Raw genomic sequence first — 19,787 nt, forward strand, 5'->3', positions numbered from 1 at the left:
TGTTTTGACAAAATGGAAAGTGAAATCAAAATACGACGAAATAAGCCAAGCCGAGACCGCATCCATGAAAACTGTCGTCCGTACCGACGAGCGCATCCTGTCCTCCGACATCTTCGACCGCGACAGCCGCGTCAAGCGGCCTGACCACGGCAGCTGGGCCGAGCCCGGCAAGCGCATTCCCGTCTATCACCGCTGCGGTGTGCTGGTGGTGGGCGGCGGGCCGTCGGGCACCGCGGCAGCCGCAGCGGCAGCCCGCGCGGGCGCCGACGTCGCGCTGCTGGAGCGCTACAACCACCTGGGCGGCCTTTCCACCGGCGGCCTCGTCATCTGGATCGACCGCATGACCGACTGGGAAGGCAAGCTGGTGATCCGCGGCTTCGCCGAAGAGCTGTTCGACCGCCTGCCGGCCGAGGCCATCGCCGGCCCGGTGCGCGAGGACTGGGGCTCGCAGGACGCGGCCAAGGCCGCGCACTGGTCGCAGCGCACCGCCGCCTATCACGGCGTCGTCACCTGGTCGCCCACCATCGACCCCGAGAGGCTCAAGCTGCTCTCGCAGGAGATCGTGCTGGAGCGCAAGGTCAAGCTCATCTATCACTCGTGGGCCGCCATTCCCATCGTGCAGGACGGCGCCGTCAAGGGCGTGGTGTTCGAGAGCAAGGAAGGCCGCATGGCCATCATGGCCGACGTGGTGGTCGACGCCACGGGAGACGGCGACCTGTTCGCCCGCGCCGGTGCCGACTACGTGAACGACATCGAGGAAGCCGACGTGCACCACTGCATGAACACCTCCTGGCTGTTCGGCGGCGTGGACATGAACCGCTGGATCGAGTTCAAGGCCGGCCAGCCCGAGGCCTTCACCGCCTTCATGGCGGGCGGGCGCGCGCAGTGCGGCCTGTTCGAGCGGCCCTTCGTCTCGTGGCGCAACGACGTGGCTCTTTTCATGGGGCCGCGCCAGTCGGGCTATTCCGCGCTCGACGTGGACGACCTCACCGCCGTGGAAGTGCGCTCGCACCGCGCCATGGCCGCGCACCTGGACTACTTCCGCGCCCATGCGCCCGGCTTCGAGAACGCCTACCTGATGTTGAGCGCGCCGCAGATCGGCGTGCGCCACGCGCGGCGTCTCGTCGGCGTGGGCTCGGTGCTGCGCAGCCAGTGGCCCGACGGCGTGCCGCTGGCGGACGAGATCGGCGTGTCGCCCGCCGTTTCGCCCAAGTTCCCGAACATCTCCATTCCCTACGGCGCGCTGGTGCCGCAAAAGCTAGACGGCCTGCTGGCCTGCGGGCGCCATATTTCCTGCGACCGCAATTCGCACGGCTTCATGCGCGAGATTCCGCAGTGCTGGATCACCGGGCAGGCCGCGGGCGTGGCGGCGGCACTGGCATCGCGCGGCGGCATCGCGCCGCGCTTCGTCGACGTGGGCGCGCTGCAGTCCGGCCTGCTGGAGCAGGGCGTGTACCTGCGCGCAGCGGTGGGGCAGGGCGCGGCGTCGCCCGCCGCGGCCGAGGCCGGTGCCTGAGCCGCCGGCCATGAACTCGGACGCGCGCTCTTCGCGACCCTCTACATTGGAGCGTCCAGAGAGTCTTGTGAAGGGTTCCTCCATGTCCACTGAAAAAAACGACACCTCCTTTTCCGCGGCCGAGCCGGCCGATGCGCGCGGCGAGCGTTCCGACACGGTGAGCGCGCTGGAGCGCGGCATCTCGGTGCTGCGCTGCTTCAGCGAAGAGCGCCCGGTGCTGGGCCATGCCGATCTGGCGCGCATCACCGGCATTCCGCGCCCCACCGTCAACCGGCTGGTGGCCACGCTGCTGTCGCTGGGCATGCTCAAGGCGGCGCAGGCGCCCGACCGCTTCATGCTCGGGCCGGGCGTGGTGTCGCTGTCGCGCGTGTTCCTCGGCAGCCTCGACGTGCGGGCCGCCGCGCGGCCGAGCATGCAGGCGATGGCCGAAGAGGTCGGTGCCTCGGTCTATCTCGCGATCCGTGACGGCATGGAAATGGTGCTGATCGAAGCCTGCCGCCCGCGCTCGTCGATGCTTTCGGCGCGGCTGGACGTCGGCTCACGCGCCCCGCTGGCCAACTCGGCGCTGGGCCGGGCCTACCTCTCGGCGCTGCCCGAGGCGCAGCGCAACCAGCTGGTCGATTCGATGCGCCTGCTGCGCGGCCCCGAGTGGGACAGCATCGCGCCCAACATGAACCGCGCCATCGGCGAGTCGAAGCGGTTGGGCTACTGCCTGTCGCTCGGCGAGTTCCACCGCGAGATCAACTCGGTGTCGGTGCCCCTCGTCGGGCCCGACGGCGAAGTGATGGCGCTCAACGGCGGCGGCGCCGCCTTCGTGTTCACAGAAGACCGGCTGCGCAACGAACTCGCGCCGCGCCTGCACGACATCGCGCTGAGCATCGCGCGCGACATCGGCGGCCACGTACCCACGCCCTCGCCGGGTTAGCAACCCGGCCGGGGTTTCATTCCCCTGAGACGACAGAAGAACGGAGACAACAGGCCATGCACCTGAGCGATGAAGAAAAAGCCATGTACGACGGGCGCGACGGCCCGGCCGTGCAGAAGGCGATGGACCTGCTGATGCGCTACGGCGAAGCCCTGGGCGCCGAGCGGCTGGTGGAAACGCGCAACGTCTGCGCCACCATCACTTCGACCACGCCCTTCCAGCGCGACTTCGCGCTCGCCAAGGGCGGCGGCATGGACGCGGTGTTCTCCGAATTCAGCCTCGACAGCCAGGAGACCGTCGAGATTCCGAAGTTCAAGGTCTTCACCAGCCACCTGCAGTTGGGCTTCGACCCCGGCCAGCCCGAGCGCATGGGCGTGAGCGAGGAGATCGTGCAGTTCTACAACCGGAGCGAACGCCACGCGGCCGGCCTGGGCGCGCAGATCATGAACACCTGCACGCCCTACCAGGTCGGCAACATCCCGACGCGCGGCGAGCACTGCGCGTGGATGGAGTCGTCGGCCGTGGTGTATTGCAATTCGGTGCTGGGCGCGCGCACCAACACCGAAGGCCGCGAGAGCACCGGCGCCGCCATGCTCACCGGCCGCATTCCGTACTGGGGCTATCACCTCGACGAAAACCGCCGCGCCACGCACGTGGTCGAACTCGACATCGAGGTCGAATCGGTGCAGGACTGGGGCCTGCTGGGCTATTTCATCGGCGAGCATGTGCAGGAGCGCGTGCCGGTGGTGCACAGCCGGCGCGGCATCTCGCGGGTGCCGAACCTGCCGCGGCTCAAGCACTTCGGCGCGGCTGCATCGTCCTCGGGCGGCGTGGAGATGTATCACATCGCCGGTGTCACGCCCGAAGCGTTGACGCTGGAACAGGCGCTCGGCAACAGGGCGCCGGTGGAGGTGCTGCGCTACGGCGAGGCCGAGCGCCGCGCCACCTACGAGAAGATCAACACCACCGGCAAGGACGCCGAGGTGCAGTACGTGATGCTGGGTTGCCCGCACTACACCATCGAGCAGATCTGGGAGGCCGCGCAGCTCATCGAGGGGCGCAAGGTGCACCCCGATTGCGAGCTGTGGATCTTCACGCCGCGCGCCATCAAGTCGCTGGCCGACCGCAACGGCTACACGAAGATCATCGAGGACGCGGGCGGCATCATCATGAGCGACAGCTGCTCCGCCATGAGCCGCGCCGTGCCCAAGGGCACGAAGACCGTGGCGCTCGACTCGGCCAAGCAGGCCCACTACCTGCCCGCCATCCTCGGCGTGCAGGCCTGGTTCGGCAGCACCGCCGAATGCATCGACGCCGCCTGCACCGGCCGCTGGAACGGAGGCTACGCATGAGCACCGAAGTCATGACCGAACGAACCATCGTCATCCGCGGCCGCAAGGTGGTGGGCGGCGTGGCCGAAGGCGAGGCGCTGGTCACGCGCGACCGCATCTCCGGCTGGGGCGGCATCGACCCGCGCACCGGCACTGTCATCGAGACGCGGCACGAGCTGCGCGGCCAGAGCTTCGCGGGCAAGGTGCTGGTGTTTCCAGGGGCCAAGGGCTCCTCGGGCTGGTCGGCCATGTTCCACATGACGCGGCTCATGAACTCGGCGCCGGCCGCGTTCCTGTTCAACGAGATGACGACCAAGATGGCGCTGGGCGCCGTGGTCACGCACGCGCCCTCGATGACCGACTTCGAGCGCGACCCGCTCGAATGCATCGAAACCGGCGACTGGGTGCGCGTGGATGCTGACCGCGGCGTGATCGAGATCACGAAGAAAAAGGCCGGAGGTGCCGCATGACCAGACCCTTGCGCAGCAACTTCCCGCGCGGCTCCTACCTGTGGTCGGTGCGCAATGCGCATTGGCGCGCGCTCGGCATTCCCGAGGAGGACTGCGAGAAGCCCAAGATCGCCATCGTCAACAGCTCGTCGGAGCTGGCGGCATGCTTCAGCCACCTCGACCGCGTGGCGGTGGAAGTGAAGGCCGCCATCCGCGCGGCGGGCGGCGTGCCCTTCGAGATCCGAACGGCAGCGCCCAGCGACTTCATCACCGGCGCGGGCGCGCGCGGCGCCTACATGCTGGCCGCGCGCGACCTGGTCACCAACGACATCGAGGTGGCCGTCGAAGGCGCGCAGCTCGACGGCATGGTGTGCCTCACTTCGTGCGACAAGACGGTGCCGGGGCAACTGATGGCGGCGGCGCGGCTCAACATCCCGACGCTGCTGGTGCCCTGCGGCTACCAGCCCAGCGGCGAGTACAAGGGCCACCACATGGACATCGAAGAGGTGTTCATCGGCGCGATGCATGCCGTCACCGGCAACCTGCCGGTGGAGGAACTGGTCGGCATGAGCCGCGAAGCCATCCGCGGCCCCGGCGTGTGCTCGGGCCTGGGCACGGCCAATTCGATGCACATCGTGTGCGAAGCGCTCGGCCTGGCCCTGCCGGGCAGCGCGCCGGTGGCCGCGCTCAGCCCGAAGATGATGGCCGACGTGCGCGCGGCCGGCACGCGCATCGTGCAAATGGTGCTGGACGACCTGAAGCCGCGCGACGTCCTCACGCACGGCGCCTTCGTCAATGCGGTGCGCGCGGTGCTGTCCATCGGTGGCTCGCTCAACACCGCCAAGCACCTGCAGGCGGTCGCCACCGAAGGGGAGTGCGGCGTCGACGTGTACGGCCTCTTCGAAAGCCTCGGCCCCACGACGCCCGTGCTGGCCGGCGTGCGGCCCATCGGAAGCGATTCCATCGAAGCCTTCGAGGCGGCGGGCGGTTGCCGCGCGCTGATGAAGCAGCTCGAGCCGCTGCTGGACACCAACGCGCTCACGGTCACCGGCGCCACCGTGGCAGACAACCTGCGCAACATCGACGTGGCAGATGCCGAAGTGATCCGCCCCATCGGCCGCCCGGTCGCGCCGCTGCCGGCCATCGTGCTGCTGCGTGGCAACCTCGCGCCGGAGTCGGGCCTCATCAAGACCGGCATCGTCGAGCGCAAGGTGCGCCGCTTCACCGGCCCGGCCGTGTGCTTCTGGACTTCAGACGCGGCCATCGCCGCGCTGAAGAAGGGCGAGATCGTGCCCGGTCAGGTGGTCGTGATGCGCGGCGCCGGCGCCTGCGGCGGGCCGGCCATGGGCGGCGGCGCGTCGCGCATCGTCTTCGCCATCGACGGGGCCGGGCTGGGCGACCAGGTGGCGCTGCTGACCGACGGGCATCTCTCGGGCCTGGTCTGCAAGGGGCTCGTGGTGGCCGAGGTGTCGCCCGAAGCCGCGCTGGGCGGCCCGCTCGCGCTGGTGCGCGACGGCGACAGCATCACCATCGACCTCGACGCGCGCCGCCTCGACATCGCGCTGACCGACGCCGAACTCCAGGCCCGCCGCGCCGACTGGCAGGCGCCGCCGCCGGTGCATGACACCGGCTGGCTGCAGCAGTACCGGCGCAACGTGGGGCCGCTCTCGAAGGGCGCCGTGCTCGTGCGCACCGAACGACCCCGGCCCCCGGGCTAGCCCTTTTTTCCGGCTTTCGCCAACCGGTGCGGACTCCTGTTCGCAGCCGGTGGCGCAGCCCTGCGCGCGTCGCGTTCGTTCCGAGTTTTTCAACCAAGAAAAGAAGCAGGAGACAAGAAACCATGAAGAGATTTTTGATGTGCTCGGCGCTGGGGCTGGCCGGCGCGGGCGCGGCGCACGCGCAATCGAGCGTCACGATGTTCGGCGTGATGGACCTGGGCATCCAGTACACGAAGGGTGACGGCAACGGCTCGGTGAAGGCGCTGTCGAACGGCGGCCTTTCCACCAGCCGCATCGGCTTTCGCGGCACCGAAGACCTGGGCGGCGGCCTGCGCGCGGGCTTCTGGCTCGAAGGCAGCCTGAACCCCGACCTCGGCACCGGCCGGCCGAGCAACAGCAACAACCAGACCAGCGGCGCGGGCACGGCGGGGCCGATCACCTTCGACCGCATGTCTTTCGTGAGCATCTCGTCGGACACGCTGGGCGAGCTGCGGCTGGGCCACGACTTCATTCCCACGCACTACAACAGCATCTACTTCGACCCCTTCAACGCCAACGGCGTGGCGCGCGCGGGCAACCTCACCTTCGCGACGGTGGGCACCGGGCCGCTGCCCACCACCATCACCGGCAGCAACACCGTGAGCTACTGGCTGCCGCCCAAGCTGGGCGGCCTCTACGGCATGGCGATGGTGGGCACCGGCGAGAACGACTCCACCGCGCTGAATCGCGACGACGGCAACTTCGCCGGCGCGCGCCTGGGCTTCGCCTCGGGTGCGTTCGACATCGCGGCGGCCATCACGCGCTCGCATTTCAATTCCACGGCCACCATCGGCAACTACACGCACGCCAACATCGGCGCCTCGTGGGACGCGGGCTTCGCGAAGTTCTTCGCGCTCTACAACACGGTGCGCGTGAATATCGTGGCGGGCACGGTGCGCAAGAACACGGCCGAGATCGGCGCGCACATCCCGGCCTTCGAGGTCGGCCGCATCCGCATCAGCTACGCCTACCTGGACGACCGCAGCGACGACAGCGTGCGCAACGCCGACGGCATGCCGCGCAACCGCGACGACGCCCGGCAGTTCGGCATCGGCTACGTGCACAACCTCTCGAAGCGCACCGCGCTCTACGGCACCTATGCGCGGCTGATGAACAGCGGGCAGGCGCGCTACGTGGTCAGCGGCGGCGTGGCGCCGGCGGCCGGCCAGCGCTCGACGGGCTGGGAGTTCGGCGTGCGCCATCTCTTCTGAAGCGGAGGCACCTCATGCGACGCAGAACCCTGACTCTCGCGGCCCTGGCCGCCACGGCGCTGCCCGGCGCGGCGGCCTGGAGCGCCGATGCGTATCCGAACAAGCCGCTGAAGCTGATCGTCGGCTTTGCCGCGGGCGGCGGCGCCGATTCGCTCACGCGCATCATCGCGGAGGGGCTGGCCAAGCAGCTCGGCCAGCAGGTGATCGTGGAGAACCGCCCCGGCGCCGACGGCGTGCTCGCGGCGCAGGCCACCTCGTCGGCCAAGCCCGACGGCTACACGCTGCTGATGGGCACCAACACCGCGATGGTGGCGGCGCCCACGCTGCGGCCGACGCCGCCCTACGACCCGTTCAAGGCCTTCACGCCGATCAGCTCGGCCGGGCAGTTCTCGATGTTCCTGGTGGTGCCGTCCGGCCTGCCTGTGAAGAGCGTGAACGAGCTGCTGGCGCTGGTGGCCTCGAAGCCCGGTGCGCTCAATTCGGCTTCGAGCAACAGCGCCTCGGAACTGGCAATGCTGCAGCTGCTGGGCGAGCGCAAGGTGGTCAACGCGCGCTACAAGGGCGACATGCAGGCCATGACCGACCTGCTGGGCGGGCAGATCCACATGATGTTCACCACCGGCACGCTGGCGCCGGGCTTCGTGAAGGAAGGGCGCATCCGCGCGCTGGTGACGCTGCTGCCCCAGCGCAGCGGCCTGCTGCCCGACGTGCCCACCGGCGGCGAGCTGGGGCTGGGCAAGCTCACCATCACGCCGTGGGCCGGCTTCTTCGGTCCGCCGGGGTTGCCGCAGGCCATCACCGACCGGCTCTCGCAGGAGTTGCAGAACACGCTCAAGCGGCCCGAGGTGCATGCCCAGCTGGTGCAGCAGGGCTTCGAGGGCTACGGCATGAGCCCCGCGAAGTTCGCCGAGTTCTTCCGCACGCAGTACGACGCCTTCGGCGCCACGGTGCGGGAGCACAACGTCAAGTTCGAATAGCGTCGGCCTCGCGCCGCCAGAAGGCCGCGTCGGGGAAGCTGCCGGTGCCGGCCGCCGCGTTGTCGGCCATGTGCTCGGCGCGGCTGGTGCCGGGGATCACGCATGTCACCGCGGGGTGGCTCAGCACGAACTTCAGCAGCACCTGCGCCCAGCTGGTGCAGCCGATCTCGCCGGCCCACGGCGGCAGCGGCTTGTCGCGCAGTCGACGCAGCAGTCCGCCGCCGCCGAAGGGCAGGTTGACGATCACCGCCACGCCGCGCTCGGCCGCCAGCGGCAGCAGGCGCTGCTCCGCCTCGCGCGCGTCGAGCGAATAGTTGATCTGCAGGAAGTCGAGCTTCTCGGCCTTCAGCACGGCCTCGACCTCGCCATAGGCCGAGGCGGTGTAGTGCGTGATGCCGATGTAGCGCACGCGGTCCTTGTCTTTCCAGCCGCGCAGCGTGGCCAGATGGGTGCGCCAGTCGACGAGGTTGTGCACCTGCATCAGGTCCATGCGGCGGGTGCGCAGCCGCGCGAACGACTGCTCCATCTGCGCGATGCCGGCCTCGCGGCCGGAAGTCCAGACCTTGGTGGCGAGGAAGGCCTTGTCGTGCCGGCCAGAGGCGGCCAGCAGTTCGCCGGTGGTTTCCTCGGAGCGGCCATACATCGGCGAGCTGTCGATCACCGTGCCACCGGCCGCGAACAGCGCGTCGAGCACGCCGGGCAGGCGCTTGTATTCCGCCGTGCCCGGCCGCTGGTCGAAGCCGATCCAGGTGCCGCAGCCGATCACGGGCAGGGCTTCTCGGGTGGAGGGAATGGGACGGGTGTTCATGGCGGGCATGGGCGGTCGTTGCGCGAAGGCGGGGAGCGCGGCGCCGGCGCACAGCGCTGCGCCCAGGCGCAGCAGCTCGGCGCGGGTGAGGTGGAAATCCTTCGAGGGCAAGGGCGGCATCTGCGGCCAGTATCCGGCCGAAGGCGTCGCGCGCAACATTCCGGCCTGTGCTCCAATCCGGCTTTTCGCCGCCTCACATTCATCATGGGAATGCCACTCTCGCTGCTTCGCATGCCTTCACTGGACCTGGTGCGGGGCTTCGTGGCGGTGGGCCGGCGCATGAGCATCTCGCTCGCGGCGCAAGACCTGTGCCTCACGCAGTCGGCGGTGAGCAAGCAGGTCCATGCGCTGGAAACGCTGCTCGGCGTGAAGCTGCTGGTGCGCGGCCACCGCTCGATCGCCTTCACGGCCGAGGGCGAGCGGCTCTTTCGCAGCGCCGACGGCGCGGTGCAGCAACTGCAGGACGTGATGGGCGGCATCCGCCAGTCGGGCGAGCAGCGCCCCGTGACGCTGAGCGCGAGCATCGGCATGACGGGGCTGTGGCTGCTGCCGCGGCTGGGCAGGGTGCAGAAGCTGCATCCGGGCGTCGACGTGCGCGTGTCTTCCAACAACCGGCTGGCGGACATGCGCAACGACGGCATCGACCTGGCCATTCGCTACACCACGCCCGCGCTTGCGCCGGCCGGCGCTGTGCGGCTCTTCGGGGAAACCGTGGCGCCGGTGGCGCACCCGTCGCTCGGGCTGGCGTCGCTGGCGTCGGCGCGGGCGCTGTCGGGGCTTTGCCTGCTGGCCTTCGACGATCCGCAGCACCCGTGGCTGCAGTGGAACGACTGGCTCGCGGCGGTGGGCTGGGCCGATGCCCGACCACAGGCCATGCTGCACTTCAACCAGTACGACCAGCTCATCCAGGCCGCTCTGGCCGGCCAGGGCGTGGCGCTGGGGCGGCTGGAGCTGATCCAGCCGCTGCTCGACGACGGGCGGCTGGCGCGCGTGGAAGCACCCGCGCCGGCGCAGCCCTCGGGCCATGCCTACTGGCTGATCCATGCCGACGAGGCGCCGCGCGAAGACGTGCGCCACGTGGCCGCCTGGCTGATGGACGAGGCGCGGCAGTCCTCAGGGCACTGAGGGCATCGCCTTGCAATGCGCGATCGCCTCGTCGAGCCGGTCGTTGCCCCAGAACATCTCGTTGCCGGCAAAGAAGGTCGGCGCGCCGAAGATGCCTTTCTCGGCGGCCGTCTCGGTCTGCCTGCGCAGCCGCAGCTTGTTGGCGTCGGACAGCGCTTCTTCGAGGATGCGGTGCGCCGGCAGGCCGAGCGCGGCGAGCAGGTCGCGCATGGCCTCGGGCGAATCGATGTCGCGGTCTTCGGCGAAGTTCATCGTCATCGTGCGGCGGCAGAATTCGCCCATCCACGGCTGCGTGGCGCCCGCCAGCGCGATGCGCAGCGGCAGCACGGCCGGGCGCGGAAAGCGCGTCGGTTGTTGCCACGGCAGGCCGTATTTGCGGCACTGGCGGGCCATGTCTTTCCACGTGTAGTCGCCTTTTTCCTTCTGCAGCACGAAGGGCGATGTCTCCCAGCCGAAGGAGCGGAAGATCGGCCCCAGCAGGAAGGGCTGCCAGCGGATGCCGATGCCGTGCGCGGCCGCCTCCTGCTCCACGCGCATCACGCTGAGGTAGCTGTAGTTGCTGCCGAAGTCGAACCAGACGTCGAGCGCGTTCATTCGAACACCACCAGGCAGCGGGCCTCGATGCTTTCGCGCAGCGGCGCGTCGGCGGGGGCTTCGGGATGGTCGAAGGCGGCGTGCGGCGTGTAGCGCGAGACGCCGCTGAGCTGCGAGTCGTATTGCTTGAACACCAGCGCCTCGTGCCGGTCCATCGCCGAGAAGTACGACCAGCGGTGCGAGGGCGAATGCGTTGCCAGGTAGATCTCGCCGGTGCGGCGCGGATAGCGCACTTCGGCGCCGACCAGGTCCCGGGCCATCACCGAACGGGCATCGCACACGGCCAGCGGCGTGTCGAGCACCGGCCCCCTGATCGAGCGCCAGATGTTGACGATGCAATAGCGCCGCACGGCCGCGGCCTCTTCGGGGTCGGGCAGCACCAGGGCCAACCGGCGGCGGCCGGACTCCTCGGTGTAGTCGTTGTGGATGCGGCCGTTGGCGGCGGCGCGTCCGTCGGCCGCGCGGCGGCCGAAGCTCAAGGCGGCGCGGTCGGCTTCGCGCCTGCGCACCAGGTGGTCGAAGACATGGGCGCGCGTGCCGCCGGTGACGGCCAGCGCCAGCTCGGCCGCTTCGCGGTGGTAGACGGCCGTGACCTCCGCGTCGTCGAGGAAGTCGCGCACGGCCGTGGGCGCGTCGCGCAGCACGAAACCCTCGCGCTCGATGTCGGGTGGCGTGGCGGCCGCGCGTGCATCGGCGATGGGCATGGGGCGCAGCTCGTAGTTGCCGCTTTCCCAGGGCGTGTCGGGCGGCGGCTGGAAGGCGTAGCTGACGGGGCGCAGGGCGGACGGCTGGAGGTAGTTCAGGCCGGCGGTGACGGTGGTGTTCGGGGTGGTCATTCGATGGCTCCTTGGTACGACTCCATTGGAGCCAGGCGGCGGGCGCCGCTCAAACGACTTCTGGGCGCCTTCGCATGAGCAACAGGAATATGAAATTCCCGGTGACGAAGAAAAACAGCTTTTTTGTCGCGGCCTGCCTAATACTGTATAAAAATACAGTTAACAGTCTTCACCATGGGCCTTCCTTTCCTCGACTCCTTTTCCGCTGCCGCGGGCCGTGGCGTCTGGCATGCCGACGAACTCGGCCTGGCCGACGCGCAGGTCGTCGCCACCGGCCACGACGCGCTCGACGCGGAGTTGCCGGGCGGCGGGTGGCCGGTCGGCGCGATGACGGAGCTGCTGCAGGCCGCGCCCGAAGCCCATGTCTGGCGGCTGCTGCTGCCCGCGCTGGCACAGGCGGTGCAGGCGCGCGGCGGGCCGGTGGTGCTGGTCGGCCCGCCTTACGAGCCCTGCGGGCCGTCGCTCGCGGCGCAGGGGTTGCCGGTGGAAGCGCTGATGTGGGTGCGCAGCGAGGCGCCGGCCGCACGGTTGTGGGCCTGCGAGCAGGCGCTGCGCTGCGCCGACGTGGCGGCCGTGGTCGCGTGGCTGCCGCAGGCGCGGGTGGCCGAACTTCGGCGGCTGCAACTGGCCGCCGCGCAGCACGAGCTGCTGCTTTTCGTGTGCCGGCCCGGGTCGGTCGCGTTGTCGGCATCGCCCGCGCGGCTGCGCATTCGCGCCGAGCGCTGCGAGGCCGATGCTTCGCGGATCGCGCTGCACATCCTCAAGCGTCGCGGGCCGCCGCTGGCCGCGCCGGTCATGCTGCCCGCGCGCAATGAGCGCATGGCCGCGCTGCTGGCCGCCGCCCGGCTGCGCCGCAAGCTGCGGGCGCAGCAGCAAGGGACCGTGGAGGCGGGCGATACGGCCGCGTCCGCCAAGGTGGTGCGCATCGACGCGTGGAAAGGAGGCCCCAGTGCACTGGATCGCCTTGCGGTGGCTACTTGACGACGCCGCCACGCCCGGCGACGCCCTGAGCCTGCCCACGCCCGAGGCCCTGGGCTGGTGGGCGCTGCGCTACACGCCCCACGTCGCCTGGCAGGACGAAGCGCTGATGCTCGAGGTCTCGGCCTGCGAGCGCCTCTGGGGCGGCCGGCTTTCGCTGATGCGCCTGCTGCTGGCCGACAACCCCGTGCCCGACGCGCGCATGCTGGGCACGCAGGGCGCCACCAGCCTGATCGCGCTGGCGCGGCTGCGGCTTTTCGCGCGCGAGGAGAAGCGGCCGAAAGACATGCCCGCCGGCCTGCCCCTGGACACCCTGAGCGCTGCGCGCGCCCACCTCGACCTGCTCGCGCGGCTCGGCTGCCGCACCTGGGGCGACGTGGCGGCGCTGCCGCGCGGCGGCCTCACGCGGCGCTTCGGCGCCCAGTTGCGCGATGCGCTCGATGCCGCCTGGGGCCTGTGCCCCGAAAGCCATGCCTGGCTCACGCTGCCCGACGTGTTCGAGCAGAAGCTCGAACTGCCCGCGCTGGCCGAAACCGCGCCCGAACTCATGTGGTCGGCCAACCGGCTGCTGGCGTCGCTGCAGCTCTGGCTGCGCGCCCGACAGCGCGGCGCGCGCGCGCTCGAGCTGCAATGGACGCTCGACCTCAAGCGCTTCAACGGCGTGAACCTGCCGCCCTGTCAGCAGGTCACCGTGCGCACGGCCGAGCCCACGCAGGACATGGCGCACCTGCGCCGGCTGATGTCCGAAAAACTCGCGCTCACCACGCTCTCGGCGCCCGCGAGCTGGCTGCGGCTGCGCACGCTGGAGACCGACCCATGGGCCGGCGCCAGCACCAGCTTCCTGCCCGAGGACAACCGCAAGGGCGACAAGCTGCACGAGATGGTCGAGCGGCTCAGCGTGCGGCTCGGTCCGTCGCAGGTGCTGGTGCCCTCGGCGCAGGCCGACCACCGGCCGGAGCGCAAGCAGGCGTGGCGGCCCGCGCTGCACAAGGACAAGACCCCGCCCGACAAGGCGCGCAGGCAGGCGCAGGCCAATGCGTCGCAGCCCGATGCCATCTACCCGCCGTGGCTGCTGCCCGAGCCGCTGCGGCTCGAGATGGACGGCGAGCGCCCCTGCTATCGCGGCACGCTGAACAGGCTGGTCGGGCCGCAGCGCGTCGAGACGGGTTGGTGGGGCGACAAGGAAGAAGGCGGCCAGCCCGCGATGCGCGACTACTACGTCGCGGAAAGCCCCGAGGCCGGTCTCGTGTGGATATTCCGCGAGCGGCCCGCGGCGCTCTTTTCTTCGGGCGAGGTGCGCTGGTATCTGCAGGGGTTCTATGCCTGAGCTGAGCGGCAAGCAGGAAAGCAGGCGCCAGCCTGCCAAGGTGCATGCGCTGCCGGTGCCGCTGCGCCGGCCGCCTGCGCTCACGCTGCCCGACTATGCGGAGCTGCATTGCCTGACCAACTTCAGCTTCCAGCGTGGTGCATCGACGCCCGAGGAGATGGTGGAGCGGGCCTATCAGCTCGGCTACAAGGCACTGGCCATCACCGACGAATGCTCGGTGGCGGGCATCGTGCGGGCGCATGTGTGCCTGCGCGGCATGGAACACAAGCTCGACGAATACGAACGCGAGCATCCCGACGAGCCGAAGATCCCGCGCAACCCCACTTTCCGCCTGCTGTTCGGCAGCGAGTTCCAGTTCGAGCGCTTCAGGCTCGTGGTGATTGCCAACGACACCGAAGGCTGGGGCAACCTGTGCGAGTTCATCACCGCCGCGCGCAACACCGAACTGCCCAAGGGCGAATACCGCGTGGGCTGGGAAGAGAGCGACGTGGCATCGCTGCAGCACTGCCAGATCCTGTTCGTGCCGAACCGCAACCCAGGCGGGGCAATGGACAAGGCCACGCTGCATGAAGACCTGTTGGCCGCCAGGGCGCTGTACGGCGAGAACCTCTGGCTGGCGGTGGAGCTTTTCAACGAACTCGACGACGACCTCTGGCTGGTCACGCTGATGGAGGTGGGCGAGCAAGCCGGCGTGCCGCTGGTGGCGGCCGGCGACGTGCATATGCATGCGCGCTCGTGCAAGCCGTTGCACGACGTGTTGACTGCGGTGCGCGAGGGCAAGACGGTGGCTGAGTGCGGCTTCGCGCTGCAGTCGAATGCGCAGCGGCACCTGCGGCCGCGCATGCGACTGGCGGAGATTCATCTGCGGCGGATGCTGGAGAACACGCTGGCGGTGGCGGGGCGATGCAACTTCGATCCGGAGGTGATCCGGGAGAACTACAAGTACCCGCTGGAAACCCTGGGCAGCGATGAGACGCCTGCGCAGACGCTGGTGCGCAAGACGTGGGAGGGGGCGCGAGGTCGCTATCCCGAAGGCATTCCCGACAAGGTGCGTGCACAGGTCCAGAAAGAACTGGACATCATCATCGATCTGAAATACGAGATGTTCTTCCTCACCGTGGAGAACATCGTCAGCTTCGCCAGGTCGCAGAAGATCCTTTGCCAGGGACGCGGCTCATCGGCCAACTCCGCTGTCTGCTTTTGCCTCGGCATCACGGCGATCGATCCGACGAAAGGGCATCTGCTGTTCGAGCGCTTCCTGAGCCGGGAGCGCCATGAACCGCCCGACATCGACGTCGACTTCGAGCACCAGCGGCGTGAAGAAGTCATCCAGTACATCTACGCGAAATACGGACGGCATCGCGCCGCCATTGCCGCCGTCGTCATCTGCTACCGCTCGCGCAGCGCATTGCGCGACGTGGGCAAGGCCATCGGCATCGACGAGCGGCTGATCGACGAATTCGCGAAAGACCACTACTGGTTCGACGACACCGTGCTCGGCGAGCAACTGCGGCAGGCGCAGGCGCGCGTCGGCGTGGTGGAGGACGAGCTCAAGCTCGTGCACTGGATCGAAATGACGCAGAAGCTCAAGGGCTTCCCGCGCCACCTGAGCCAGCACGTGGGCGGCTTCGTGCTCACGCACACCAGGCTCACGCGGCTGGTGCCGGTGGAGAAGGCGTCGATGAAAGACCGCTCCGTCATCCAGTGGGAGAAGGACGACCTCGAGGCCATGGGCATGCTCAAGGTCGACGTGCTCGCGCTCGGCATGCTCAGCGCCATTCGCCGGGGGCTCGAGCACATGAACCGCTGGCGCGGCTCGACGATCGAGATGCACCAGATTCCCAACGACGACCAGAAGGTGTTCGACATGATCTGCGACGCCGACACCATCGGCGTGTTCCAGATCGAGAGCCGGGCGCAGATGTCGATGCTGCCGCGGCTGAAGCCACGCACCTATGAAGACCTGGTGATAGAGGTTGCCATCGTGCGGCCGGGGCCCATACAGGGGGGCATGGTGCATCCATATCTCAAGCAGCGGGAGCGGGTGCGCAAGGGCTTGCCGATCCACTACGAGAAAGAGGAACTGCGCGAGGCGCTGGAGCGCACGCTGGGCATCCCGATCTTCCAGGAACAGGTGATGCAGATCGCCATGATCGCGGCCAAGTTCACGGCCGACGAGGCCGACCAACTGCGCCGCGCCATGGCCGCTTGGAAGCGCAAGGGCGGCCTCGGCAAGTTCCACGACAAGCTCGTGAACGGCATGACTCTCAACGGCTACAAGGCCAGCTTCGCCGAAGCCATCTTCAAGCAGGTCATGGGCTTCGGCGACTACGGCTTCCCCGAAAGCCACGCCGCCAGCTTCGCGCTGCTGGTCACGGTGAGCAGCTGGCTCAAGAACTACGAGCCCGCCTGCTTCCTCGCCGCACTGCTCGATTCCCAGCCGATGGGCTTCTACAGCCCGTCGCAACTCGTGCAGGACGCGCGCCGCCATGGTGTCGAGGTGCGTCCTGTCGATGTGACGAGAAGCGACTTCGACACCACGCTCGAAGCGCGGGAGCCCGATGCGCCGCGTCCTTCCGGCATCGACGAACGCTATGCCGACCGCCTCGGCAACGAGAACCAGCCTGCCGTGCGCCTGGGCCTGAACCGCATTGCCGGCTTCAGCGCGGGCGGCGTCGAGCGCCTGCTGAAGGCCCGCGCCGCGGCACCCTTCACGAGCACCGAAGACCTCGCCCTGCGCGCCGAACTCGAAGGCAAGGACATGGCCGCGCTGGCCGCGGCCGATGCGCTGATGTCCCTTTCCGGCCACCGCCGCCAGCAGGTGTGGGACGCCACGGCGCAACGCCGGGCGCCGGCCCTGCTGAGGGGCGTGCCCATCAACGAACAGGCGCTGCTGCTGCCGGCCGCCTCCGAAGGCGAGGAGATCGTCGGCGACTACGCATCGCTCAGGCTCACGCTGCGCCGCCATCCGCTCGCGCTGCTGCGCCCACGCCTGGCGCGCATGAAGCTCATGAGCGCGGCCGAGCTGCGTTCGGTGCCCAACGGCCAGACCGCGCGCGCCTGCGGCATCGTCAAGGGCCGGCAACGGCCGCAGACGGCCAACGGCACCATCTTCGTCACGCTGGAGGACGAGACCGGCAACGTCAACGTGATCGTCTGGAGCCATGTCATCGAGGCCTGGCGCGAGCCGCTGCTCAAGTCGCATCTGCTGGCGGTGCAGGGCACGTGGCAGCGCGACGACGAGACCGGCGGCAAGGTGCAGCACCTGGTGGCCACCGGCTTCAAGGACCTGACGCCGCTCATGGGCCGGCTCGCGCAGAGCAACACCAGCCGCGACTTCCACTGAAGGAGCATCGATTGATGCAACCGATCGTTCCATGCCTCGCGTTCCGAACGACTTTTCGATAACCTGCCAGAGCCATGTCCGAACTCGTCCTCGACCCCGTCATCGCCACGCCCATCGGTCCGCCGCCGCCCGCACCCGACGTGCCGGTGCCCATGCCGCCGCCACCGCCGCCCGTGCTGCCCCCGGAGGGCGATCCGCCGCCGGTGATGCCGCCCGTGACCGACCCCGGTTTTCCGCCGCCGGTGGTCGAGCCGCCGCCGATGCAGTCCGCCTCCTGTGAAGTGATCGAGGTGCCCTTCGGCAAGCTGCACGCACGACGCCTGCGCGAGATCTACCGCTCGGCCGGCTGGCCTTGCTGCGACGCCATCGAGGTCGAGCTGCTGGCGGGCGGCTTCCTGGAGCGCGTGCGCAGCGCGCACGGCCACGAGACGCTGCGCGTGACCGACGCAGGCATCGCGCGCATCGCGACCACGCTCACCATCAACCGCGCGGCCATGTCGCCGCACGAGGCGCTGGTGGAGCGCGTGGCGCGCGAGATGACGCGCGGCGGCCGCATCGCATGGCGCGGCCTCGGGTTGCGTGCCAGGCTGCCGCCGCTGGAAGAGGGCGGCAAGCAGCGCTGGTGCATTGCGCGGCCCGATGTGTTCTCGATCCGCAATACCAGCGTCGAGGCTTATGCGCACCCCATCGTGCACGAGGTGAAAGTAAGCCGCGCCGACCTGCTGGGCGACCTGCGCAAGCCCGACAAGCGCGCCGCGTACCTCGACCTGGGCGGCGAGTGCTGGTACGTGCTGGGCAACGACGCGAAGGGCCGCTGCATCGCCAAGCCCGAAGAAGTGCCGGCCGAGTGCGGCGTGATGGTGCTCGAAGGCGAACGGCTCGTGGTGGCGCGCGCGGCTGTGCATCGCAGCTTCGAGCGCATTCCGTTCGGGATATGGCTGGCGCTGGCCAAGGCCCAGCCGATGGCCGGCTTCGAGGACGACGCGCAAGACCTGCTGATCTGACGCGCCAGTGCCTGGCTCAGGTCACGGCGTCGTAGCTCTGGTGCGCGATGGCGACGACGCCGTTCGGCACGAACAGGCTCTGCATCCGGCGCAAGCCTTCTTCTCGCTCTTCTGCGCTGGCGTTGGCGCTGTCGAGTATCCGGTCGCAGAGTTCGAGCACATCTTTGGTGATGCGCTCGTAGCGGTAGTAGGCCAGCGCGACCGCGTCGATGTCCGCCGGGCCATAGCCTTCGTTGAACAGCGCTTGCTGCCCGGGCTGGTTCCACGTGTTGCCGACGCCGCCGCCGATGAACATCAGGTCGCGCTCCTTCGGCGCGAGGATCGGCGCGTGCCAGCCGACGATGGCCAGCCGTTCTCCATCGCCCGCGAGGACGTTGCCCGCATGGATGTCCGAGTGGCACGGCACGAGCCGGGGCGGGCGTTCGAGCAGGATGGACGCCAGTTGCTCGCTGCGGTAGACGACGGTGTCGATCTCTTCGGCATGCTCTTCCCAGAACGCGAGAAAGCGCTGGACGATGCCGTCGCCAGCGATGCCGTTGATGAAGCGGCGCTGATAGCGGCGAACGCCTTCGCGCCATTGGTGCGCGTAGCTTTCCTTGGGGAGGCTGGCGAGCAGGGCTTCGGGCAGTTCGCTGCGGTGGATGGCGGCGAGCGCTGCGCCGAGTGCGATCCATTGCCGATCGGACAGGGCGCGGTCGAAGCCGTTCTGGCCGTCGAAGAAGGGGTAGAGCGCCCAGTCGAGGCCTTGGCTTTGGGTGCTCAGCGCGCCGTCTGCCGTAGGTATGGGGGCGATCACGGGCTCGATGCCCTTGTCGTGATGAAGAAAGGCGGGGAGGGCGAGAGTGGACGGATTGACGTCGCTGCGGCGCAACTGCAGGAAGTACGGCGTGCCGTCATCCGCCTGAACACGGAAGGCCGCTGATCCGATGCCTGCTCCCCGTGGCAGGAATTCGGACCGCGTGATGCGAAGCCGGTAGGCCTGCGCAAGATGTCGGGCGATGGTCTCGTGCGAGATGTCGGGTGGCGTCAGCATGCGATCACTGTAGCGCCTGACGCATGTTCTGCCTCAATGCAGAGGATACGAATCCAGTGGCTCATGACGAAACGGGCGGGTGAAGTGCGAGCGGACCAGGCGGAATTCACTGGCGGTCCAGTGAATCGGTTCGAGGGACATGGGGCCGGCGGCGCGCTCTGAATTGCGTGCGATCGTGATGTGCGGCGTCCATCCGCCGGAGAGCCGCGAGGAGAAGCCCGAGCGCCGCAGCGCAAGGCTGATGTCGTGCTGCAGGCGGCGCAGCCCTTGGTGTTCCGAGAGTTGCACGACCGAGACTGGATCCTCGTTGTCGACCCACGTGCACGAGCGGTCGAGCGTGAGATCCAGCGGCTGCATCGTCACGCCGGCAAGAGCGGCGCGCAGGTGCCGCTCCGCGTCGCCTTGCTGATCGTCGAGGTATTGGAGCGTCAGGTGCAGGCGTTCCTGTGGTGGAAACGAGCAACGCTTCGGCCACCACCAGTCCTGGCGGTGCGCGTGGATCGCCGCCTGCACTGGTTCAGTAGGGAAGAGTCCGATGAGAAGCTGTCTGCTTTCGGTCATGGTCGTTCC

Annotated in this window: 17 protein-coding genes; 12 read left to right on the plus strand and 5 right to left on the minus strand. The window is 69.0% G+C overall.

Going from position 1 to position 19,787, the window contains the following annotated elements; translation table 11 throughout:
- Window positions 1–64: 64 nt before the first annotated feature.
- The 7 genes from L3V85_RS15150 (at window position 65) to L3V85_RS15180 (ending at window position 8,166) form a co-directional block, all read left to right on the plus strand.
- Window positions 65–1,516 (plus strand): FAD-dependent oxidoreductase, encoded by a 1,452-nt coding sequence (locus tag L3V85_RS15150; protein ID WP_237679952.1) that lies wholly within the window; start codon window positions 65–67, stop codon window positions 1,514–1,516.
- Between the two features lie 82 nt (window positions 1,517–1,598).
- On the plus strand, window positions 1,599–2,441 hold the full coding sequence (locus tag L3V85_RS15155) for an IclR family transcriptional regulator (protein WP_237679953.1): 843 nt from the start codon (window positions 1,599–1,601) through the stop codon (window positions 2,439–2,441).
- Window positions 2,442–2,497: 56 nt separating this feature from the next.
- The gene (locus tag L3V85_RS15160; RefSeq protein ID WP_237679954.1) at window positions 2,498–3,793 is read left to right on the plus strand and encodes an aconitase X; all 1,296 of its coding nucleotides are present in this window, start codon (window positions 2,498–2,500) and stop codon (window positions 3,791–3,793) included.
- Window positions 3,790–4,242: an aconitase X swivel domain-containing protein gene (locus L3V85_RS15165; RefSeq protein WP_237679955.1), complete on the plus strand. Its 453-nt coding sequence runs from the start codon at window positions 3,790–3,792 to the stop codon at window positions 4,240–4,242. Before L3V85_RS15160 ends, L3V85_RS15165 begins: the two co-directional genes overlap by 4 nt.
- Complete coding sequence (locus L3V85_RS15170) at window positions 4,239–5,939, plus strand: dihydroxy-acid dehydratase (protein ID WP_237679956.1); 1,701 nt, start codon at window positions 4,239–4,241, stop codon at window positions 5,937–5,939. Before L3V85_RS15165 ends, L3V85_RS15170 begins: the two co-directional genes overlap by 4 nt.
- A gap of 122 nt (window positions 5,940–6,061) precedes the next feature.
- Window positions 6,062–7,189, plus strand: coding sequence for a porin (locus L3V85_RS15175; protein ID WP_237679957.1), 1,128 nt, complete (start codon window positions 6,062–6,064; stop codon window positions 7,187–7,189).
- A gap of 14 nt (window positions 7,190–7,203) precedes the next feature.
- On the plus strand, window positions 7,204–8,166 hold the full coding sequence (locus L3V85_RS15180; protein WP_237679958.1) for a Bug family tripartite tricarboxylate transporter substrate binding protein: 963 nt from the start codon (window positions 7,204–7,206) through the stop codon (window positions 8,164–8,166).
- Here L3V85_RS15180 and L3V85_RS15185 read toward each other — a convergent pair.
- The gene (locus L3V85_RS15185; protein ID WP_414080219.1) at window positions 8,153–9,094 is read right to left on the minus strand and encodes an aldo/keto reductase; all 942 of its coding nucleotides are present in this window, start codon (window positions 9,092–9,094) and stop codon (window positions 8,153–8,155) included. The two genes, L3V85_RS15180 and L3V85_RS15185, sit on opposite strands and share 14 nt — an antisense overlap.
- Before the next feature lie 90 nt (window positions 9,095–9,184).
- On the opposite strand from L3V85_RS15185, the gene L3V85_RS15190 reads away from it, so the two are divergent.
- Complete coding sequence (locus tag L3V85_RS15190; protein ID WP_237680568.1) at window positions 9,185–10,099, plus strand: LysR substrate-binding domain-containing protein; 915 nt, start codon at window positions 9,185–9,187, stop codon at window positions 10,097–10,099.
- Here the strand turns inward: L3V85_RS15190 and L3V85_RS15195 are convergent.
- A complete protein-coding gene (locus L3V85_RS15195; RefSeq protein ID WP_237679959.1) occupies window positions 10,088–10,693 on the minus strand; it encodes a 2-hydroxychromene-2-carboxylate isomerase in 606 nt (201 codons plus the stop codon). The two genes, L3V85_RS15190 and L3V85_RS15195, sit on opposite strands and share 12 nt — an antisense overlap.
- Window positions 10,690–11,529 (minus strand): CmcJ/NvfI family oxidoreductase, encoded by an 840-nt coding sequence (locus tag L3V85_RS15200; RefSeq protein ID WP_237679960.1) that lies wholly within the window; start codon window positions 11,527–11,529, stop codon window positions 10,690–10,692. Before L3V85_RS15200 ends, L3V85_RS15195 begins: the two co-directional genes overlap by 4 nt.
- A 174-nt stretch (window positions 11,530–11,703) precedes the next feature.
- On the opposite strand from L3V85_RS15200, the gene imuA reads away from it, so the two are divergent.
- The 4 genes from imuA to L3V85_RS15220 all read left to right on the plus strand — a co-directional run bounded on the left by imuA (window position 11,704) and on the right by L3V85_RS15220 (window position 18,184).
- Window positions 11,704–12,510 carry a translesion DNA synthesis-associated protein ImuA gene (imuA, locus tag L3V85_RS15205; protein ID WP_237679961.1) on the plus strand — a complete coding sequence of 269 codons (807 nt, stop codon included), beginning with the start codon at window positions 11,704–11,706 and terminating at the stop codon, window positions 12,508–12,510.
- On the plus strand, window positions 12,479–13,834 hold the full coding sequence (locus L3V85_RS15210; RefSeq protein WP_237679962.1) for a Y-family DNA polymerase: 1,356 nt from the start codon (window positions 12,479–12,481) through the stop codon (window positions 13,832–13,834). Before imuA ends, L3V85_RS15210 begins: the two co-directional genes overlap by 32 nt.
- Window positions 13,827–17,180, plus strand: a complete 3,354-nt coding sequence (locus L3V85_RS15215) for an error-prone DNA polymerase (RefSeq protein ID WP_237679963.1) — start codon at window positions 13,827–13,829, stop codon at window positions 17,178–17,180. Before L3V85_RS15210 ends, L3V85_RS15215 begins: the two co-directional genes overlap by 8 nt.
- 74 nt (window positions 17,181–17,254) lie before the next feature.
- Window positions 17,255–18,184: a hypothetical protein gene (locus L3V85_RS15220; RefSeq protein WP_237679964.1), complete on the plus strand. Its 930-nt coding sequence runs from the start codon at window positions 17,255–17,257 to the stop codon at window positions 18,182–18,184.
- Window positions 18,185–18,200: 16 nt separating this feature from the next.
- Here L3V85_RS15220 and L3V85_RS15225 read toward each other — a convergent pair whose 3' ends face one another.
- Both L3V85_RS15225 and L3V85_RS15230 read right to left on the minus strand, forming a co-directional pair.
- Window positions 18,201–19,217: a phosphotransferase gene (locus tag L3V85_RS15225; RefSeq protein ID WP_237679965.1), complete on the minus strand. Its 1,017-nt coding sequence runs from the start codon at window positions 19,215–19,217 to the stop codon at window positions 18,201–18,203.
- Window positions 19,218–19,250: 33 nt separating this feature from the next.
- Complete coding sequence (locus L3V85_RS15230) at window positions 19,251–19,778, minus strand: 2'-5' RNA ligase family protein (RefSeq protein ID WP_237679966.1); 528 nt, start codon at window positions 19,776–19,778, stop codon at window positions 19,251–19,253.
- Window positions 19,779–19,787 lie beyond the last annotated feature (9 nt).

The sequence above is a fragment of the Variovorax paradoxus genome (genome assembly GCF_022009635.1).
GTDB lineage: Bacteria > Pseudomonadota > Gammaproteobacteria > Burkholderiales > Burkholderiaceae_C > Variovorax.